The sequence below is a fragment of the Thauera sp. genome, assembly GCF_034003485.1.
GTDB lineage: Bacteria > Pseudomonadota > Gammaproteobacteria > Burkholderiales > Rhodocyclaceae > Thauera.
The window spans coordinates 62,721-79,644 of sequence record NZ_JAVEYL010000015.1 but is presented as its reverse complement, the minus strand read 5'-3'; the positions used below and the strand labels follow the sequence as shown (position 1 = coordinate 79,644).

Sequence of the window (16,924 nt, the reverse complement as noted above, 5' to 3'; positions counted from 1 at the left end):
CCGCAGTGGCGTCCGCGTCAGGCCGCCTTTTCCTTGTAGCGCCCGTAGCTCATCAGCTTCTCGTAGCGCTGGGCGACGAGCTCGGACGGCGTCAGCACCTCGAGCTCGCGCAGGGCGTCGGCCAGCGCACGCTTGAGCGACGCCGCCATCGCGCGATAGTCACGGTGCGCGCCGCCGATCGGCTCGTTCACGACCTTGTCGATGAGGTTGAGCGACTTCAGCCGCGTCGCGGTGATGCCCATGGTCTCGGCGGCATCGGCCGCCTTCTCCGCGCTCTTCCACAGGATGGACGCGCACCCCTCGGGCGAGATCACCGAGTAGGTGGAGTACTGCAGCATCAGCACCTGGTCGGCCACCGCGATCGCGAGCGCGCCACCCGAGCCGCCTTCGCCGATGATGGTGCTGATGATCGGGGTCCTGAGCTCGGCCATCAGGTAGATGCTGTGACCGATTGCCTCGGACTGGCCGCGCTCTTCGGCGCCGATGCCGGGGTAGGCGCCCGGGGTGTCGACGAAGGTGAACACCGGCAGCGCGAACTTCTCGGCCAGCTTCATCAGCCGCATCGCCTTGCGATAGCCCTCGGGACGCGGCATGCCGAAGTTGCGTACGATCTTTTCCTTGGTGTCACGCCCCTTCTGGTGGCCGATGACGACGCAGGCCTGGCCATTGAAGCGCGCCAACCCACCGACGATGGCCTTGTCGTCGGCGTAGTTGCGGTCGCCGTGCAGTTCCTGGAAGTCGGTGAAGATCAGGCTTGCGTAGTCGAGCGTGTAGGGACGCTGGGGATGGCGCGCCACATGGGCAATCTGCCAGGGGCTGAGCTTGGCGTAAAGATCCTTGGTGAGCGACTGGCTCTTGGCCTCCAGCCGCTTGATCTCGTCGGAGATGTCGACCGCTGGATCGTCCTGCACGAAACGCAACTGGTCGATTTTTTCCTCGAGTTCGGAGATCGCCGTTTCGAAATCAAGAAAGGTGGTTTTCATCCCGGCCTGTCCAAGTCAAAAAATGTCCGCCATTGTAACGCCAGCGCGGCAGCGGCGCGCGCCGCATGTGCTGCACTGCCGCAGCGACGGCCCCGCAATGACAACGGGGCAGCGCCTTGCGGCGACCGCCCCGTGTCCACGAAACCCCGCCGCAGCGGGGGGTGCTTCAGTCGTTGTTCGCGAAACCCAGCAGGTGCAGCAGGCTGGTGAAGAGGTTGAAGATCGCCACGAACAGCGACACCGTGGCCATGATGTAGTTGGTCTCACCGCCGTGGATGATGTTGCTGGTCTCGAACAGGATGAGGCCAGACATCAGCAGCACGAAGGCGGCCGACACGGTCAGCGACAGCGCAGGGATCTCGAAGAAGATCGCGCCCAGGCCGGCCAGGAAGGCGACGAGGATACCGACGATCAGGAAACCGCCCATGAAGGAGAAGTCCTTCTTGGTCGTCACCGCGTAAGCCGACAGGCCGAGGAAGATCGCCGCGGTGCCTGCCATCGCCTGCATCACGATGCTGGCGCCGTTGGGCAGCGACAGATACGCGGAGATGATCGGCCCGAGCGTGAAGCCCATGAAGCCGGTAAGCGCGAACACGAACACGACGCCCAGACTGCTGTTGCGGAACTTGCTGGTTGCGAACAACAGGCCGAAGTAGCCGAGCAGCGTCACGATGATGCCCAGGCGCGGCGCGCCCATCGCCATCGACAGGCCGGCGGTCAGCGCCGAGAACGCCAGCGTCAGCGACAGCAGCATGTAGGTGTTGCGGATGACCTTGTTGGTCGATAGCACCGACGGTTCGGTGCGGGTCATGGTGGCGAAACGGTTTTCCATGTTCGGATATCCTCCAGTGGGGAATCGATGATTTGTTTTTAGAGCCGCCGCGCATCCCTGCGCGGCGTGGCCCGCTACCTGCAACAGCAGAAGCGCTCGTCAGGCCGACTGCAGGTCAGACTCAGGCCGGTACGACCGCAAGCGAGGCTGCCGTTGCGCGCACTGGACGCTGGTGGCGGCGAACCCGTTGTGCGAGAACACGTGCGACGCGGTCGGCCGCCTCATCGACAGCGGCACGCACCTCGAGTTGGTTGATCGCGAAAACCACGTCAGGCAGGTTGCGCAGCCGCAACTGCACCACACAACGCTTGTCGGTGCCACCCTTGGGGCCATTGACGTCCGCTACCTTCACACGCGCCCATTGGATATGGTCGCGGAAGCGACCAATCGCAAAACGCATCCGGCGAGCCACATACTCACGCAGCGCCGGGGGGGCTTCCACACCATCGCAATGCAGATCGATACGCATGTTCAGTCTCCTTCTGATGTTGGACAGGCACCGTCGAGCCCTCTGCCTCGACGCATACTACCTCTCAGACTGTTCGATAAAATCTCAGTTCCACAGAATTTATATCCTGTTTTTCCGAACAGTCAGCAGCTTCGCCCAAGGGATCCACCGTCATGCTCAACTACAAGCAGCTTCACCATTTCTGGACGGTCGCACGTGCCGGTGGGATCGTGCGCGGCGCGGAACGTTCCGGGCTGGCCCCCCAGACGCTCTCGGGCCAGATCGCCACGCTGGAAACCGATCTCGGCGTAAGCCTCTTCAAGCGCCAGGGGCGCGGCCTGGTCCTGACCGAAACCGGGCGCATGGTGCTGGACTACGCCGAGGAGATCTTTCGCCTGGGCAGCGAACTGGAAGCCGCACTGCAAAGCCGCGCGACCGGACGCGCGGTGCCGTTCCGGGTCGGCATCGCCGACGTCGTGCCCAAGGCCATCGCCTGGCTGCTGCTGGCACCGTCCATGGACCTTCCCGAGCCGATGCGGATCGTTTGCCGCGAGGGCAAGTTCGACGCCCTGCTCGGCGAACTGGCAATCCACAAGCTGGACGTGGTGCTCGCCGACAGCCCGCTTCCGCCGAACATGGATGTGCGCGGCTTCAGCCACGCGCTGGGAGAATCAACGATCGGCTTCTATGTGACGCCGACACTCGCCGGGACACTGCAGGGCGCCTTTCCCGCCAACCTGGACGGCGCTCCGCTGCTGCTCCCCGGCGTCGAAGCCAGCGTGCGCGGTCCCTTGCTGCGCTGGATCGAAGCGGCCGGCATGCGCCCGCGCATCGTCGGCGAATTCGACGACAGCGCGCTCATGCGTGCCTTCGCCGAAGCGGGCGCCGGCATCTTTCCGAGCGCATCGATGGTGGGCGAACAGCTGTGCAGGCAGGCGGGGATGGTCCACCTGGGCAACGCCGATGGCGTGACCGAAACCTACTACGCAATCTCGGTCGAGCGCAGGCTCACACACCCCGCGGTGCGCGCGATCAGCGAGGCCGCGACCGCAAAGCAGAAATTCGTGTGATTTGATTTTCGGCCACGGCCAATCCAGAATCGCGGGCCGAACGGTGACGGAAAACCACCGGCACATGCGGGCGGCGCATCCAACGCCGCCCCGAAGGGCAAGGAACGCAGAAGATGCGTTGTGAAACTTGATGGTGCCGGGAGGGGGACTCGAACCCCCACACCTTGCGGCGGCGGATTTTGAATCCGCTGCGTCTACCGATTCCGCCATCCCGGCACGAGCAGCGCATTATCCACGATCAGGCCACGACCCAGCAAGCTGCAACCACCCCCGACTTTGCTCCACCCGGATACGATGCCCCTCACCCTCAACGATTTCGACTACACACTACCGGCCGAACTCATCGCCCAGGCGCCACTGCCCGAGCGCAGCGCCAGCCGGCTTCTGGTCGTCACCCCTGACGCCGGCACTGCACCCGTGATGGCGGACGCCGTGTTCACCGGCCTGCCCGATCTCGTGCAGCCGGGGGATCTATTGGTCTTCAACGACACACGCGTCATCCACGCCCGCCTGCACGGCGTCAAGGACAGTGGCGGCCAGGTCGAGGTGCTTATCGAACGGGCGGTCGGCCCGCACGAGGCGCTCGCCCAGGTGCGCGCGAGCAAGTCTCCGAGATCAGGCGCCCGACTGCGCCTGGCAGACGCCTTCGACGTCGAGGTATTGGGCCGTGTTGGCGAGTTCTTCCACCTGCGTTTTCCGGCTGGCGAGGACCTGCTCGCGCTGCTCGAGCGTCACGGCAAGCTGCCGCTGCCGCCCTACATCCAGCGCGCCGCAGGCGAAGCCGACGAATCCCGTTACCAGACGGTCTACGCCCGCGAACTGGGCTCGGTGGCCGCGCCCACCGCGGGCCTGCACTTCGACCAGGCCCTGCTCGACCGTCTGGCCGAACGCGGCGCGAAATGCGCCTGGCTCACGCTGCACGTTGGCGCCGGCACCTTCCAGCCGGTGCGGGTGGACGACCTCGGTGAGCACCAGATGCACCGCGAGCGCTACGTCATCCCGCAGGAGACTGTGGACGCCATCGCCGCAGCCCGCGCCGCAGGTGGCCGCGTGATCGCAGTCGGCACCACCAGCATGCGGGCGCTCGAGGCCGCAGCGCAGGACGGCCCGCTCGAGGCCGGCAGCGGCGAAACCGAGATCTTCATCCTGCCCGGCTTCCACTTCCAGGTCGTGGATGCGCTGATCACCAACTTCCACCTGCCCAGATCCACGCTGATGATGCTGGTCTCCGCCTTCGCCGGCATGGACACGATCCGCCGCACCTACGCCCACGCCGTCGAACAGCGCTACCGCTTCTTCAGTTATGGCGACGCAATGTTCATCACCCGCAAGAACGACGCCGAAAACGACAAGCCAAACGATGCAATTTGAACTCCTCACCACCGACGGCGGTGCCCGCCGCGGTCGCCTGACCCTCGCCCACGGCGCGGTCGAAACCCCGGTTTTCATGCCGGTCGGCACCTACGGCACGGTCAAGGCGATGACGCCGGCGATGCTCGCCGACATCGGCGCGCAGATCTGCCTCGGCAACACTTTCCACCTTTGGCTGCGCCCCGGTCTGGACATCATCGCCGCCCACCAGGGCCTGCATCGCTTCATGGCTTGGGACAAGCCCATCCTCACCGACTCGGGCGGCTTCCAGGTGTTCAGCCTGGGCGCGCTGCGCAAGATCACCGAGGAAGGCGTCAAGTTCGCCAGCCCGATCGACGGCGCGAAGCTTTTCCTGACGCCCGAGATCTCGATGCAGATCCAGACCGTGCTGAATTCGGACATCGTGATGATCTTCGACGAATGCACGCCCTACCCCGCCACCCGCGACGAGGCCGCCAAGTCGATGCGCCTGTCGCAGCGCTGGGCCAAGCGCTCGCGCGAAGAGTTCGATCGGCTGGAGAACAGGAACGCGCTCTTCGGCATCGTCCAGGGCGGGATGTACGAGGACTTGCGCGACGAGTCACAGGCCGCGCTGGAGGAGATCGGCTTCCACGGCTTCGCCATCGGCGGCCTGTCGGTCGGCGAACCCAAGGAAGACATGGCGCGCATCCTCGCCCACACCGCGCCGCGGCTGCCGCAGGCCAAGCCGCGCTACCTCATGGGCGTAGGCACGCCGGAGGACATCGTCGAGGGCGTCGCCGCCGGCATCGACATGTTCGACTGCGTGATGCCCACGCGCAACGCCCGCAACGGCTGGCTATTCACCCGCTACGGCGACATCAAGATCAAGAACGCGGTGCACAAGGCCGACACCCGGCCGCTCGATGCGTCCTGTGACTGCTACACCTGCCGTAACTTCAGCCGTGCCTACTTGCACCATCTGCACCGCACCGGCGAAATCCTCGCCAGCATGCTCAACACGGTGCACAACCTGCGCTACTACCAGACCCTGACGTCCGAGCTGCGCGAGGCCATCGCCACCGGCACCTTCGCAGCCTACGTACAGCGCTTCCGCAGCGAGCGTGCCACCGGCACGAACTGAACCCACCGCCCTCGGCGGCGTCTCACCCAGCCGGGCATACCCCCGGCTACTGCTATAATCGAACGCTTTTTTCGCTAACCCGGAGTTACCAACGTGCTGATTTCCAATGCCTACGCCCAAGCAGCGGGCTCTTCCGACCCCACTGGCGGCCTGATGGGCCTGTTGCCCTTGATCCTGATGTTCGTGGTGCTGTGGTTCCTGATGATCCGCCCGCAGATGAAGCGTGCCAAGGAACACAAGGCCATGGTGGAAGCGCTGGCCAAGGGTGACGAAGTGGTGACGGGTGGCGGCATCGCCGGCCGCGTGACCGACGTCGGCGACAGCTTCGTTCAGGTCGAAGTCGCCCCCAACACCGTGGTCGCCGTGCAGAAGCAGGCCGTGGCCACCGTGCTGCCCAAGGGCACGTTGAAGGCACTGTAATCTCCGCAGTACCCCGCGGTACCCCCTACGCAGCACACTGGCGGCCTGTCCGCCAGTGTGCTGCGGGTTCGCTGCAGTCCGCCCTGACTCCGTCTCGTTCCGCCCGCAACTTCGCGGCTCGCAGTCAGCGCCCAGGCTTGCAGCAGGCTTTGCTCCATCCACTTTCCCGCCGACGATGAATCGCTACCCTCTCTGGAAGAACATCCTGATCGGCCTCGTGCTGCTCTGGGGACTGATCTACACCCTGCCCAATTTCTACGGCGAGGTGCCGGCGGTGCAGGTATCCAGCGCCAAGGCCACGCTCAAGCTCGACGCCGCCGCCGCGACCGACCGTATCGCCAGCGCACTCAAGGCCGCCGGCATCGAGAACACCGGCATCTTCTCCGACGCGACCAGCGTACGTGCCCGCTTCGCGGACACCGATACGCAGTTGCGCGCGAAGGACGCGATCGAGCAGGCCTTCAACCCGGATGCGTCTGACCCGTCCTACGTGGTGGCGCTCAACCTGCTGTCGGCGTCACCGAGCTGGCTGACCGCGATCCAGGCCCTGCCGATGTATCTCGGCCTCGACCTCCGTGGCGGCGTGCACTTCCTGCTCGAAGTCGACATGCCGGGCGCACTCACCAAGCGCCTGGACTCCACCACCGGCGACCTGCGCACCCTGATGCGCGACAAGAGTGTCCGCCACGCCGGCATCACCCGCGAAGGCAATACCGTGGTGATCCGCTTCCGCGACGAGGAGCAGCGTGAAGCCGGCCGCCGCGCCATCCAGGACAGTACCGCCGACCTTCAACTCGCCGATCGCAACGACGCTGCCGACGACTTCAAGCTGATCGCCACGCTCACCGCGCAGGCGCAGCAGACGATGCGCGACTTCGCGATCAAGCAGAACATCACCACCCTGCACAACCGCATCAACGAGCTCGGCGTCGCCGAGCCGGTGATCCAGCAGCAGGGCGCCGAACGCATCGTCGTGCAGTTGCCCGGCGTGCAGGACGTGGCCAAGGCCAAGGACATCCTCGGCCGTACCGCGACCCTGGAAGTGCGCATGGTGGACGACACCCCGGGCGCGATCGAGCAGGCGCTCGCCGGCAGCGTGCCCTTCGGCACCGAGCTCTACACCGAGCGCGGCGGCTCGCCGCTGCTCGTGCAAAAGCAGGTCGTGCTCACCGGCGACCGCCTCACCGACGCTCAGCCCGGCTTCGACGGGCAGACCAACGAGCCCGCGGTGCACCTCACGCTGGACGCCGCCGGCGCGCGCATATTCCGCGACGTCACGCGCGAGAGCGTCGGCAAGCGCATGGCCATCCTGCTGTTCGAGAAGGGCAAGGGCGAGGTCGTCACCGCACCGGTCATCCGCAGCGAAATCGGCGGCGGTCGCGTGCAGATCTCCGGCAGCATGAGCACGGTCGAGGCCAATGACGTCGCGCTGCTGCTGCGCGCCGGTTCGCTGGCCGCGCCGATGGAGATCATCGAGGAACGCACCGTCGGACCCAGCCTGGGCGCAGAAAACATCCAGAAGGGCTTCAACTCGACGCTGTGGGGCTTCCTCGCGATCGTCGTGTTCATGTGCGCGTACTACATGCTGTTCGGCCTGGTGTCGTCGATCGCGCTAGCCGCCAACCTGCTGCTGCTTGTGGCGCTGCTGTCGCTGCTGCAGGCGACGCTGACCCTGCCCGGCATCGCTGCGATGGCGCTGACCCTGGGCATGGCGATCGACGCCAATGTGCTGATCAACGAGCGCATCCGCGAGGAACTACGCAACGGCGCGAGCCCGCAGGCGGCAATCTCTGCCGGCTACGACCGTGCCTGGGACACCATCCTCGACTCCAACATCACGACGCTGATCGCCGGCATTGCCTTGCTGGTGTTCGGCTCCGGTCCGGTGCGCGGCTTCGCTGTGGTGCACTGCCTGGGCATCCTGACCTCGATGTTCAGCGCGATCCTGGTGTCGCGGATGCTGGTGAACTTCCTCTATGGCCGTCGTCGCAAGGTCGAAAGCCTGTCGATCGGCCAGGTGTGGAAGCCGGAAGGCAAGTAAGCGGACGAACGCACAGGAAACACGATCATGGAATTCTTCCGCATCAAGAAAGACATCCCCTTCATGCGCCACTCGCTGGTGTTCAACGTCATCTCGTTGATCACCTTCCTGCTGGCGGTGTTCTTCCTCACGACTCGCGGCCTTCACCTATCGGTCGAGTTCACCGGGGGCACCCTGGTCGAGGTCAGCTACGCGGAGGCGCCACAGCTCGAAAGGGTCCGCGAGGCGCTGGCAAGCAGTGGCTACCCGGACGCGCAGGTGCAGAATTTCGGTAGCGCACGCGACCTACTGATTCGCCTGCCCAACCGCGAAGACCTGGATACGTCGAGCGTGTCCGAAACGGTCATGAAAACGCTGCAGGAGGTCGGCGGCGCGGCACCCGAACTGCGGCGGGTAGAGTTCGTCGGCCCACAGGTGGGCAAGGAGCTCGCAACGGATGGCGCGATGGCGCTGCTGCTGGTGATCGTGGGCATCATGGTCTACTTGGCGATGCGCTTCGAGTGGCGCTTCGCAGTGTCGGCGATCATCGCCAACCTGCACGATGTGATCATCATCCTGGGCTTCTTCGCCTTCTTCCAGTGGGAATTCTCGCTGCCGGTGCTGGCGGCGGTGCTGGCGGTGCTGGGTTATTCGGTCAACGAGTCGGTGGTCGTGTTCGACCGCGTGCGCGAGACCTTCAGGAAGAAGCGCCACATGACGACGCCGCAGGTGCTGGACCACGCGATCACACGCACGATCTCGCGCACCGTGATCACCCACGGCAGCACGCAGGTAATGGTGCTGTCGATGCTGATCTTCGGCGGCGAGACGCTGTACTACTTCTCACTGGCGCTGACGATCGGCATCTGCTTCGGCATCTACTCGTCAGTGCTGGTGGCAAGCCCGCTGGTGATGTGGCTGGGCGTGTCGCGCGAGCAGTTCGTCAAGCCCAAGAAGGAGAAGGAAGAAGCGGTGGTCTGAGACCGCGGGCTTCCGGATCTGAAAAAGGCGCCGCTACGGCGCCTTTTTTCTTGTCCGCAGAAATCAGCTTCCCGGCAGTTCGCTCGTCCCCGCGACCTGATCGCAGCCGCGCAAGCCTCAGGCCGCGCGAAATCTCAAACTGCAAACACCTGCTTCACCCTGAGCGTTTCGCCACGCTCGGCAAGGCCGATCAGGCGGTCGATGTTGGGATGCTTGCCGGGGTTGCTGCGGGCGTCCTCGGTGTGCTCCGCGTAAAGCTCCAGGCCCTTCTTCGCCGCCTCGGGACTGATCGCGCCGTAAAGCTGGGCGAGGTGGTTATAGACAGAGAGCGAGCCCGCCTGGCCGGGCTTGTTCTCGATGGTGGCGACGACCACGTCGGCGGCGTCGATCAGGTTCAGCGCGGCGAGATGGGAGATGCCGGGCAGGGTTTTCAGGTTGTCGGCGAATGCCATGGGGGCTCCTTGTCGTGACGGCGCCACCGCGAGGGTGGCGCCGGGATCGTGCGAAACACGGGTTGCGCAGCAAGGGCCGGCTTGCGGGGCCGGCCCGGTCGGATAGGGATCAGATGCGGCGCGCGAGTTCAGCGGCCTTGCCGACGTAGCTCGCCGGCGTCATCGCCAGCAGGTGGTCGCGCGCCTCGGCGGGGATGGCCAGCGTGCGCACGAAGTCCTGCAGCGCCTCGCGGGTGATGCCCTTGCCGCGGGTCATCGCCTTCAACTGCTCGTAGGGGTTCTCGATGCCGTAGCGGCGCATCACCGTCTGCACCGGTTCGGCGAGCACCTCCCAGCAGTCGTCGAGGTCGGCCGCCAGGCGGGCGGGCTCGGCCTCGAGCTTGCCCAGGCCGCGCAGGCAGCTGTCGAGCGCGAGCACGGTGTGGCCGAAGCCCACGCCCATGTTGCGCAGCACGGTGGAGTCGGTGAGGTCGCGCTGCATGCGCGAGATCGGCAGCTTCTCGGAGAAGTGCTTGAGCACCGCGTTGGCGAGGCCGAAGTTGCCCTCGGCGTTTTCGAAGTCGATCGGGTTGACCTTGTGCGGCATGGTCGAGGAGCCGACCTCGCCTTCCTTCAACTTCTGCTTGAAGTAGCCGAGCGAGATGTACATCCAGATGTCGCGGCAGGCGTCGATCAACATGGTGTTGGCGCGCGCGATGGCGTCGAAGAGCTCGGCCATGGCGTCGTGCGGCTCGATCTGGATGGTGTATTCGTTGAAGGTGAGGCCGAGCGATTCGATGAAGCGGCGGTTGAACCCTTCCCAGTCGAACGCGGGCCAGGCCGACAGGTGGGCGTTGTAGTTGCCCACCGCACCGTTGAACTTGGCGCACATCGCGACGCCGGCGATGCTGGCGCGCACGCGCATCAGGCGCGCGGCGATGTTGGCCATCTCCTTGCCGAGCGTGGTCGGGCTGGCAGGCTGGCCGTGGGTGCGCGACAGCATCGGCAGGTCGGCGAGCGCGTGCGCCAGTTCACGGAAGCGCGCGATCACCGCGTCGAGCGCCGGCAGCAGCACGCGGTCGCGGCCTTCGGCCAGCATCAGCGCGTGCGAGGTGTTGTTGATGTCTTCCGAGGTGCACGCGAAGTGGATGAACTCGGACACCTTCATCACCTCGGCGTTGTGGCCGAGGCGCTTCTTGAGCCAGTACTCCATCGCCTTGACGTCGTGGTTGGTGATGGCTTCGATCGCCTTCACCGCCTCGCCGTCATCGGTGGAGAACTGCGCCACCACCGCATCGAGTTCGGCCACGGTGGCCGCCGAGAACGGGGCGATCTCCGCGAGCGCGGGCTCGGCGGCGAGCGCCTTCAGCCATTCGACCTCGACGCGCACGCGGTTGCGGATCAGCCCGTGCTCCGAGAAGTGCGCGCGCAGCCCGGCGACCTTGCCGTGGTAACGGCCATCGAGCGGAGACAGGGCGGTGAGCGGGGACGGTGCGGCGTTCGACATGGCGTGGGCTTCCGGAAAAAGCTGGTATTTTAACGCCTCCCCCCTTCGCTGACCGAGAACAAAAGACCGTGAACCCGTCCGAGCGCTATCAGATCGAAGTCACGGCGAGCGCGGAGTACGTCGCCGGGCAATCCCGACCGGAAGACGATCACTACGTGTTCGCGTATCACATCACCGTCCGCAACACCGGCTCGGTTGCCGCGCAGTTGCTTGCGCGTCACTGGGTGATCACCGACGGCAACAACAAGGTGCAGGAGGTGCACGGCCAGGGCGTGATCGGTGAGCAACCCGTGCTCGCGCCCGGAGAGCACTTCCGCTATACCAGCGGCTGCGTGCTGGCGACGCCGGTGGGCACCATGCATGGCACTTACCAGATGATCGCGGCCGACGAACATCGCTTCGAGGCCACGATTCCGCCGTTCATGCTCGCCATGCCGCGAGTGCTACACTGAATCGAAACCCCAGCACGCATTCCCCGGGCATGACCCGGCCTCCGGCGTGGTGACGAAAACCTGATCTGGAGGCAGATCCCTGTTTTTTCGGGCTGATTCCCATGGACATCGTTCATTGCTCGTTCTGCAAGCACGGCAATCCGGCCGACGCGAAGTTCTGCAACGCCTGCGGCTCATCGCTCGCGCTGCAACTCTGCGAGGCGTGCGGCGCGATCGACAATGTCTCGGCAGCCGTCTGCCACAAGTGCGGCCAGCCATTTGCGCCCCGTTCCGGCGTGGCCACGCCGGACGAAGGCGAGGCGCAGAGCGTGACGCCCGCGGCGCAGACGGAAAAACCCGCTCGTCCCAAGCGCAGCCCGTGGAAGCTTTTCGCGCTGCTCGCCCTGATCGTCGCTGGTGCGCTGGTGGTTTACCCCCGCGTCGCAGGGGACGAGGCTCAGTTGCCGGCGATCCACGCGCCCGTGGCAGTCGAGGCAGAGGCAGAGGCAGATTCACCGCCGCCCGATTCGCCCGCAGGGGACGCGACGGAAACGGCTCCGTCTGAAGCTGCCTCAGAAACCACCGACACAGCCCTGCCACCGACCGACGCCGCGCCTTCAGCGAGCGCCACGGAGCCGCTCGAGGACGCACCGGCGCCCCCGACCGAGGCACTGGACGCAGCGCAGGTGGAACCGCCCTCACCCACTGAGACGACGACAGAGTCCGCGCAGGATGAGTCGCCGGCACCCTCGGCCGCAACGCAGCCGACGCAGGCGCCCGCCGCGGACTCGGCAGAACCACCCGCACCCAACCCGCAGACCGCGCCTGCCGGATGCAGTCCGGCCATCGACGCCCTCGGGCTCTGCAAGTAAGGCTTCAGCTACCAAATGAGGGGAAACACCATGATCAGATCTGCCCTGGGCGTGCTCGCCTGCGCAAGTGCACTACTGCAGGCTGCCCCCGCGCTCGCCGCAGCCGAGTACAAGATCGTGACCGCGTCCGAGCGCGGCACCTACATCCAGATTGGCCGCGATCTTGCCAATTTCGTCGCCCCCGCCGCCGACATCACGCTCGAGACCCTGCCTTCGGCCGGCTCCGCCGAGAATGTGCGCCGGCTGCGGTTTGAGCCGGGGGTGAAGTTCGCGCTCGTCCAGTCGGATGTCTACCAGGCCTTCATCGATCAGGCCCGGGAAGGCAACGCCGAGGCAGCGCGGATGGTGAATCCGCTGCGCGTGATCATGCCGCTCTACAACGAAGAGATCTATTTCATCGTCCGCGCCGACGCGCCGCTCGAGCACGTCCATGAGATCAAGGACAGAAAGCTCAACATCGGCCCGCTCGGCAGCGGTACCGCCCTGTCGTCGACGACGCTGTACCGGCTGATGTTCGGCGCGCCGATCGCGGATGAGAACGCGAGCTACCTGAGCAACGAGGACGCGCTGGTGAAGCTCATCACCGACAAGACGCTCGACGTCGTCGTCGTCGTCGCCGGCCAGCCCGCCAAACTGCTGACCGAGATGAAGCCCGAGGTGCGCCAGTACATCAAGCTGCTGAAGCTCGACCCGGAGCATGAAAGCAGCCGTGCCGCGCTCGCCACATACTTCCCGGCAACCATCAGCGCCGCGAACTATCCCAACCTGTTAAGCGCGGACACCGCCGGCATCGCGGTGAAGGCGTTCCTGGTGACCTACAACTACACCGGCCCGGAAACCGTCCAGTATCTGCGCCAGTTCGCGCAGTCGCTGTGCCGCAACTTCCCGCGGCTTCAGTCGGACGGCCACCCCAAGTGGAAGGAGGTGGCACTCGCGCTACCCGCGCTGGGCAAGGGCTGGACCTATTCGACCGCCACCGAGCGCCACCTGCGCGCCTGCATCGAGCAGGGGCCGTCCGCGTTCACGGCGCCTAAGCGGGCGAACTGCACGCAGCAGGAGCGCGTACTCGGGCTGTGTAACTGAGCTCGCACCGCTGGGGGCATGGGCCGTCTCGGCGCCACATCGCGGATGAAGCCTGCGACGAGCGCACAGAAGAAAACAGCCCTGCGGTCGTCGTGATCCGCGGGGCTGCGTTACGGACGGCGGCGCTCAGCTCCGATAGTCGGCGTTGATCTTCACGTAGTCATACGAGAAATCGCAGGTCCACACCGTAGCCGCCGCGTCACCGCGCGCGAGGTCGATGCGCACCGTGAGTTCGGCGTGCTTCATGATCCGCGAACCAGCCTCCTCGACGTAGCTCGCGGCGCGCCCGCCCAGTTCGGCGACCAGCACGGTCTCGTCCGGATTGCCCAGCCACACGCGCAGTTTCGACACATCGAGGTCGTCGATGCCGGCGTAGCCGATCGCCGCCAGAATGCGGCCGAGGTTGGGGTCGGAGGCGAAGAAGGCGGTCTTGACCAGCGGCGAATGCGCCACTGCGTAGCCGACCTTGCGGCACTCGTCGCGATCCTTGCCCCCCTCCACCGCGATCGTCATGAACTTGGTCGCGCCCTCGCCGTCGCGCACGATGGCCTGCGCGAGCGCAACCGAGACCTCGACCACGGCGTCGCGCAGCAGCGTGTAGTCGGCGCTGGCCGCGTCGGTGATCTCGGCGTTGCCGGCGGCGGCGGTGGCGATGACGATGAAGGAGTCGTTGGTCGAGGTGTCGCCGTCCACGGTGATGCTGTTGAAGGACAGGTCGGCCGCCTCCCTGGCCAGGCCGTCGAGCAGCGCCTGCGAGACCGCAGCGTCGCAGGCGAGGAAGCCGAGCATGGTCGCCATGTTGGGTTTGATCATGCCGGCGCCCTTGCTGATCCCGGTCAACGTCACCGTCTTGCCGCCGATCTGCACCTGTTTCGACACCGCCTTGGCCAGGGTGTCGGTGGTCATGATCGCGTGCGCGGCATCGAACCAGCCATCGGCACGCAGGTCGGCCACCGCCTTCGGCAGGCCGGCGACCAGGCGATCGACCGGCAGCGGCTCGAGGATCACGCCGGTCGAGAACGGCAGCACCTGCTCCGTGCGCAGCCCCATCTGCTGCGCGAGCGCAGCGCAGGTGGCCTGCGCGTTGGCCAGGCCCGGCTCGCCCGTGCCGGCGTTGGCAACGCCAGTGTTGATCACCAGCGCGCGGATCGCGCCGCCGGGGATATGGGCCTTGCACAGTTGCACCGGCGCGGCGCAGAAACGGTTCTTGGTGAACACGCCGGCTACGCGGCTACCCGCAGCGAGTTCGATCACGGTGAGGTCGCGACGATTGACCTTGCGGATGCCGGCCTCGGCGACGCCGAGGCGCACGCCCTGCACGGGCTTCAGGTCTGCGGGATTCGGGGTGACGAGATTGACGGCCATGCGGTTCTCCGAAAGATGCACCATGCCGCGGGCAAGCGCCGACGCGGATCGCCGAGAGGCGAATTGATAGGGGCCGAATGATAGCGGATTCAACAGCTACTCATACCCCCAGCCCTCACCGCAATGAGCGGGCCTATACACATGTAACGAAACGTATACACCCTCGACGGCGACCACCAACGACACCTTTTTTCCTTTTACTCCAGTGCCTTAACCTCCTTCCACGACGATTGCACGGGGCGTCTGCGGGCCACTGTGTAACGAAGCTAGGCAGTTCCCGTTCGCTGCGAGACCGGATTCGGCCCTCGACAGCCCTGGCAAGCCCGGCAGCTATGGCATTTGCCTGCGATGGCCCGACAGTTGCTTTAGCCCCTGTGGGACAAGGCGTGGTGCCTTGCCTAATCCAATCAGCGGAGGAAGCGATGAAGCGGACCATGATCGCGAGCGCAATCGCGCTTGCATTCGGCTTTACGACGCCGGCAATGGCAAATCCGACCAACACCCTCGAAAACCGTAACGAGGACATCAGTCAAACCGCAACCGCCCAGTCCACCCTGGACGGCAAGGGCGCCTCGGCCAACGAGTATTCGAGCGCCACGTTCAACGACAACAGCACCGACACCCGCACGAACACAGTCTCGACCGACAACTCCGACAACAGCACCACCAACAAGACCTACTCGATCGACAGGTCCGACAACAGCAGCAGCACCAGTTCGGCCGCATTCGACAACTCGGATAGCAGCACGACGAACAGGACCTACTCGCTCGACCGATCCGACAACAGCACCACGACCAAGACCAAGACGGTCAGCAACGCCAACGACAACGGCGACAACCGCGACAACCGCGGCAGGGCCTTCGCCAGCGATTACGGCGCCGCAGCAAACAACAACTCCACCGCCTCCACCAGCGTCAGCGATGCCTGGAACTCCAGCAGTGCGGTGGCCATGTCAAAGCTCGAAGGTTCCGTCTCGAGGATCGGGGTGCATGGGCTCGGCAACAGCGCCTGGAACGTCGGCAGCGCCAATGGCGGTAACGGTGGCAAGGGCGGCGGTGGCGATGGCGGCAAGGCGGTTGGCGGCAATGCCTATGGCGCCAACGGCGCCGACGGCGGCAACGGCGGCATGGCCATGGGCGGCAAGGGCGGCGGCGGTGATGCGACCGCTGCGGCGCTCGGCGGTTCGGCCAAGGGCGGCTCCGCAGACTCGGGCAAGGCCTGGGGTGCGAATGGCGGCGAAGCCGATGCCAGGAACATGAGCCTGGCTGGCTCCGGCAAGGGCGCTGGCGCCGACGCAGGTGCGATCGCCATGTCCGACGCGGACGGCGGCAGGGCGTCGAGCCGGGCCGGTGGCAGTGGCGCCGATGCAGCATCGGGTGGTGAGGCCGGTTCCTGGGCAGAAGCCGCTTCTTCGACCGCCAATGCGCGTGGCCGTGGCAACGACACGGCGACCGCCAGCAACGCGGCCGACTCGACCGGCGGCACAGGCGGTGCAGGCGGCGCCGCCAGCTCCGCGGGCGGTACCAGTGGCGATGCAGCCGCCAACGGCGGCAGCAACACACAGACTGCCACGGCGATGGGCGGTGCCGGCACATCGGGTAGCGCTTCCGCGACCGGCAACGCCGCAGCCAACGGCGGCAACGGCGGCGCTGCCACCAGCGGCGACGCCGCCGCGGCCGACGGCACCGGCGGTACGGCAACCGCTTCCGCGACCAGCGGCAACGGCACCGGCGGCAACGCGACCGGCGGTAATGGTGGCGACGGCGGTGCGGGCGGAGCGGTTGCTGGTGGCGCCGCCACTGGCGGCGGCGGCACCGGTGGAACCGGCGGCGCGGGCGGCGCAGGCGGCAGCGTGGCGGTCAGCGCGGGCGAGTTCAACATGTCCAACTCGCTCAGCGGCAGCCTCGGCGGCGCAGCCGGCATCACCATCGTGTCCCAGAACACCGGGATCGGCGCCCTTGTGCAGCAGAGCGCAAACGTGCAGGCCAACCTGACCCTGCGCTAAGC

Annotated in this window: 16 protein-coding genes and 1 tRNA gene; 10 read left to right on the top strand and 7 right to left on the bottom strand. The window is 66.0% G+C overall.

The features are described 5' to 3' along the window. Nucleotides 1-17: 17 nt before the first annotated feature. From RBT54_RS10475 to RBT54_RS10465, 3 genes are all read right to left on the bottom strand, one after another. On the bottom strand, nt 18-983 hold the full coding sequence (locus RBT54_RS10475) for an acetyl-CoA carboxylase carboxyltransferase subunit alpha (protein ID WP_320366902.1): 966 nt from the start codon (nt 981-983) through the stop codon (nt 18-20). Nucleotides 984-1,149: 166 nt separating this feature from the next. Further along, nucleotides 1,150-1,815: a Bax inhibitor-1/YccA family protein gene (locus RBT54_RS10470; protein WP_320366898.1), complete on the bottom strand. Its 666-nt coding sequence runs from the start codon at nt 1,813-1,815 to the stop codon at nt 1,150-1,152. Nucleotides 1,816-1,936: 121 nt separating this feature from the next. Then, nucleotides 1,937-2,284: an HPF/RaiA family ribosome-associated protein gene (locus RBT54_RS10465; protein ID WP_320366897.1), complete on the bottom strand. Its 348-nt coding sequence runs from the start codon at nt 2,282-2,284 to the stop codon at nt 1,937-1,939. Nucleotides 2,285-2,436: 152 nt separating this feature from the next. Here RBT54_RS10465 and nhaR point away from each other — a divergent pair, with 152 nt between their 5' ends. Beyond that, nucleotides 2,437-3,333 carry a transcriptional activator NhaR gene (gene nhaR, locus RBT54_RS10460; protein WP_320366896.1) on the top strand — a complete coding sequence of 299 codons (897 nt, stop codon included), beginning with the start codon at nt 2,437-2,439 and terminating at the stop codon, nt 3,331-3,333. Between the two features lie 131 nt (nt 3,334-3,464). Here nhaR and RBT54_RS10455 read toward each other — a convergent pair. After that, a tRNA-Leu gene (locus tag RBT54_RS10455) sits at nt 3,465-3,549 on the bottom strand. A 78-nt stretch (nt 3,550-3,627) separates the two neighbouring features. Between RBT54_RS10455 and queA the strand changes: the two genes are divergently transcribed. The 5 genes from queA (at nt 3,628) to secF (ending at nt 9,227) form a co-directional block, all read left to right on the top strand. Beyond that, nucleotides 3,628-4,704 carry a tRNA preQ1(34) S-adenosylmethionine ribosyltransferase-isomerase QueA gene (gene queA / locus RBT54_RS10450; RefSeq protein WP_320366894.1) on the top strand — a complete coding sequence of 359 codons (1,077 nt, stop codon included), beginning with the start codon at nt 3,628-3,630 and terminating at the stop codon, nt 4,702-4,704. Beyond that, nucleotides 4,694-5,806, top strand: coding sequence for a tRNA guanosine(34) transglycosylase Tgt (gene tgt, locus RBT54_RS10445; RefSeq protein WP_320366892.1), 1,113 nt, complete (start codon nt 4,694-4,696; stop codon nt 5,804-5,806). Before queA ends, tgt begins: the two co-directional genes overlap by 11 nt. A gap of 93 nt (nt 5,807-5,899) precedes the next feature. Then, the gene (gene yajC, locus RBT54_RS10440) at nt 5,900-6,226 is read left to right on the top strand and encodes a preprotein translocase subunit YajC (RefSeq protein WP_320366890.1); all 327 of its coding nucleotides are present in this window, start codon (nt 5,900-5,902) and stop codon (nt 6,224-6,226) included. A 175-nt stretch (nt 6,227-6,401) separates the two neighbouring features. Continuing rightward, nucleotides 6,402-8,267: a protein translocase subunit SecD gene (secD, locus tag RBT54_RS10435; protein WP_320366889.1), complete on the top strand. Its 1,866-nt coding sequence runs from the start codon at nt 6,402-6,404 to the stop codon at nt 8,265-8,267. Between the two features lie 27 nt (nt 8,268-8,294). Then, entirely contained in the window at nt 8,295-9,227 is a 933-nt protein-coding gene (secF, locus tag RBT54_RS10430; RefSeq protein WP_320366888.1) for a protein translocase subunit SecF, read from the top strand. Between the two features lie 134 nt (nt 9,228-9,361). On the opposite strand, the gene RBT54_RS10425 is transcribed toward secF, so the two are convergent. Beyond that, complete coding sequence (locus tag RBT54_RS10425) at nt 9,362-9,679, bottom strand: DUF2322 family protein (protein WP_320366886.1); 318 nt, start codon at nt 9,677-9,679, stop codon at nt 9,362-9,364. 109 nt (nt 9,680-9,788) lie between these two features. Beyond that, the gene (purB, locus tag RBT54_RS10420) at nt 9,789-11,165 is read right to left on the bottom strand and encodes an adenylosuccinate lyase (RefSeq protein WP_320366884.1); all 1,377 of its coding nucleotides are present in this window, start codon (nt 11,163-11,165) and stop codon (nt 9,789-9,791) included. A 68-nt stretch (nt 11,166-11,233) separates the two neighbouring features. Here purB and apaG point away from each other — a divergent pair, with 68 nt between their 5' ends. The 3 genes from apaG to RBT54_RS10405 all read left to right on the top strand — a co-directional run bounded on the left by apaG (nt 11,234) and on the right by RBT54_RS10405 (nt 13,551). Next, the gene (gene apaG, locus RBT54_RS10415; RefSeq protein WP_320366882.1) at nt 11,234-11,617 is read left to right on the top strand and encodes a Co2+/Mg2+ efflux protein ApaG; all 384 of its coding nucleotides are present in this window, start codon (nt 11,234-11,236) and stop codon (nt 11,615-11,617) included. Nucleotides 11,618-11,718: 101 nt separating this feature from the next. Further along, on the top strand, nt 11,719-12,468 hold the full coding sequence (locus RBT54_RS10410) for a double zinc ribbon domain-containing protein (RefSeq protein WP_320366881.1): 750 nt from the start codon (nt 11,719-11,721) through the stop codon (nt 12,466-12,468). Between the two features lie 30 nt (nt 12,469-12,498). Continuing rightward, entirely contained in the window at nt 12,499-13,551 is a 1,053-nt protein-coding gene (locus RBT54_RS10405) for a TAXI family TRAP transporter solute-binding subunit (protein ID WP_320366879.1), read from the top strand. Nucleotides 13,552-13,677: 126 nt separating this feature from the next. Here the strand turns inward: RBT54_RS10405 and argJ are convergent, their stop codons facing one another. Next, nucleotides 13,678-14,916 carry a bifunctional glutamate N-acetyltransferase/amino-acid acetyltransferase ArgJ gene (argJ, locus tag RBT54_RS10400; RefSeq protein WP_320366877.1) on the bottom strand — a complete coding sequence of 413 codons (1,239 nt, stop codon included), beginning with the start codon at nt 14,914-14,916 and terminating at the stop codon, nt 13,678-13,680. A 332-nt stretch (nt 14,917-15,248) separates the two neighbouring features. Between argJ and RBT54_RS10395 the strand changes: the two genes are divergently transcribed. Further along, a complete protein-coding gene (locus tag RBT54_RS10395; RefSeq protein ID WP_320366875.1) occupies nt 15,249-16,922 on the top strand; it encodes a hypothetical protein in 1,674 nt (557 codons plus the stop codon). The last annotated feature ends 2 nt before the right edge of the window (nt 16,923-16,924 follow it).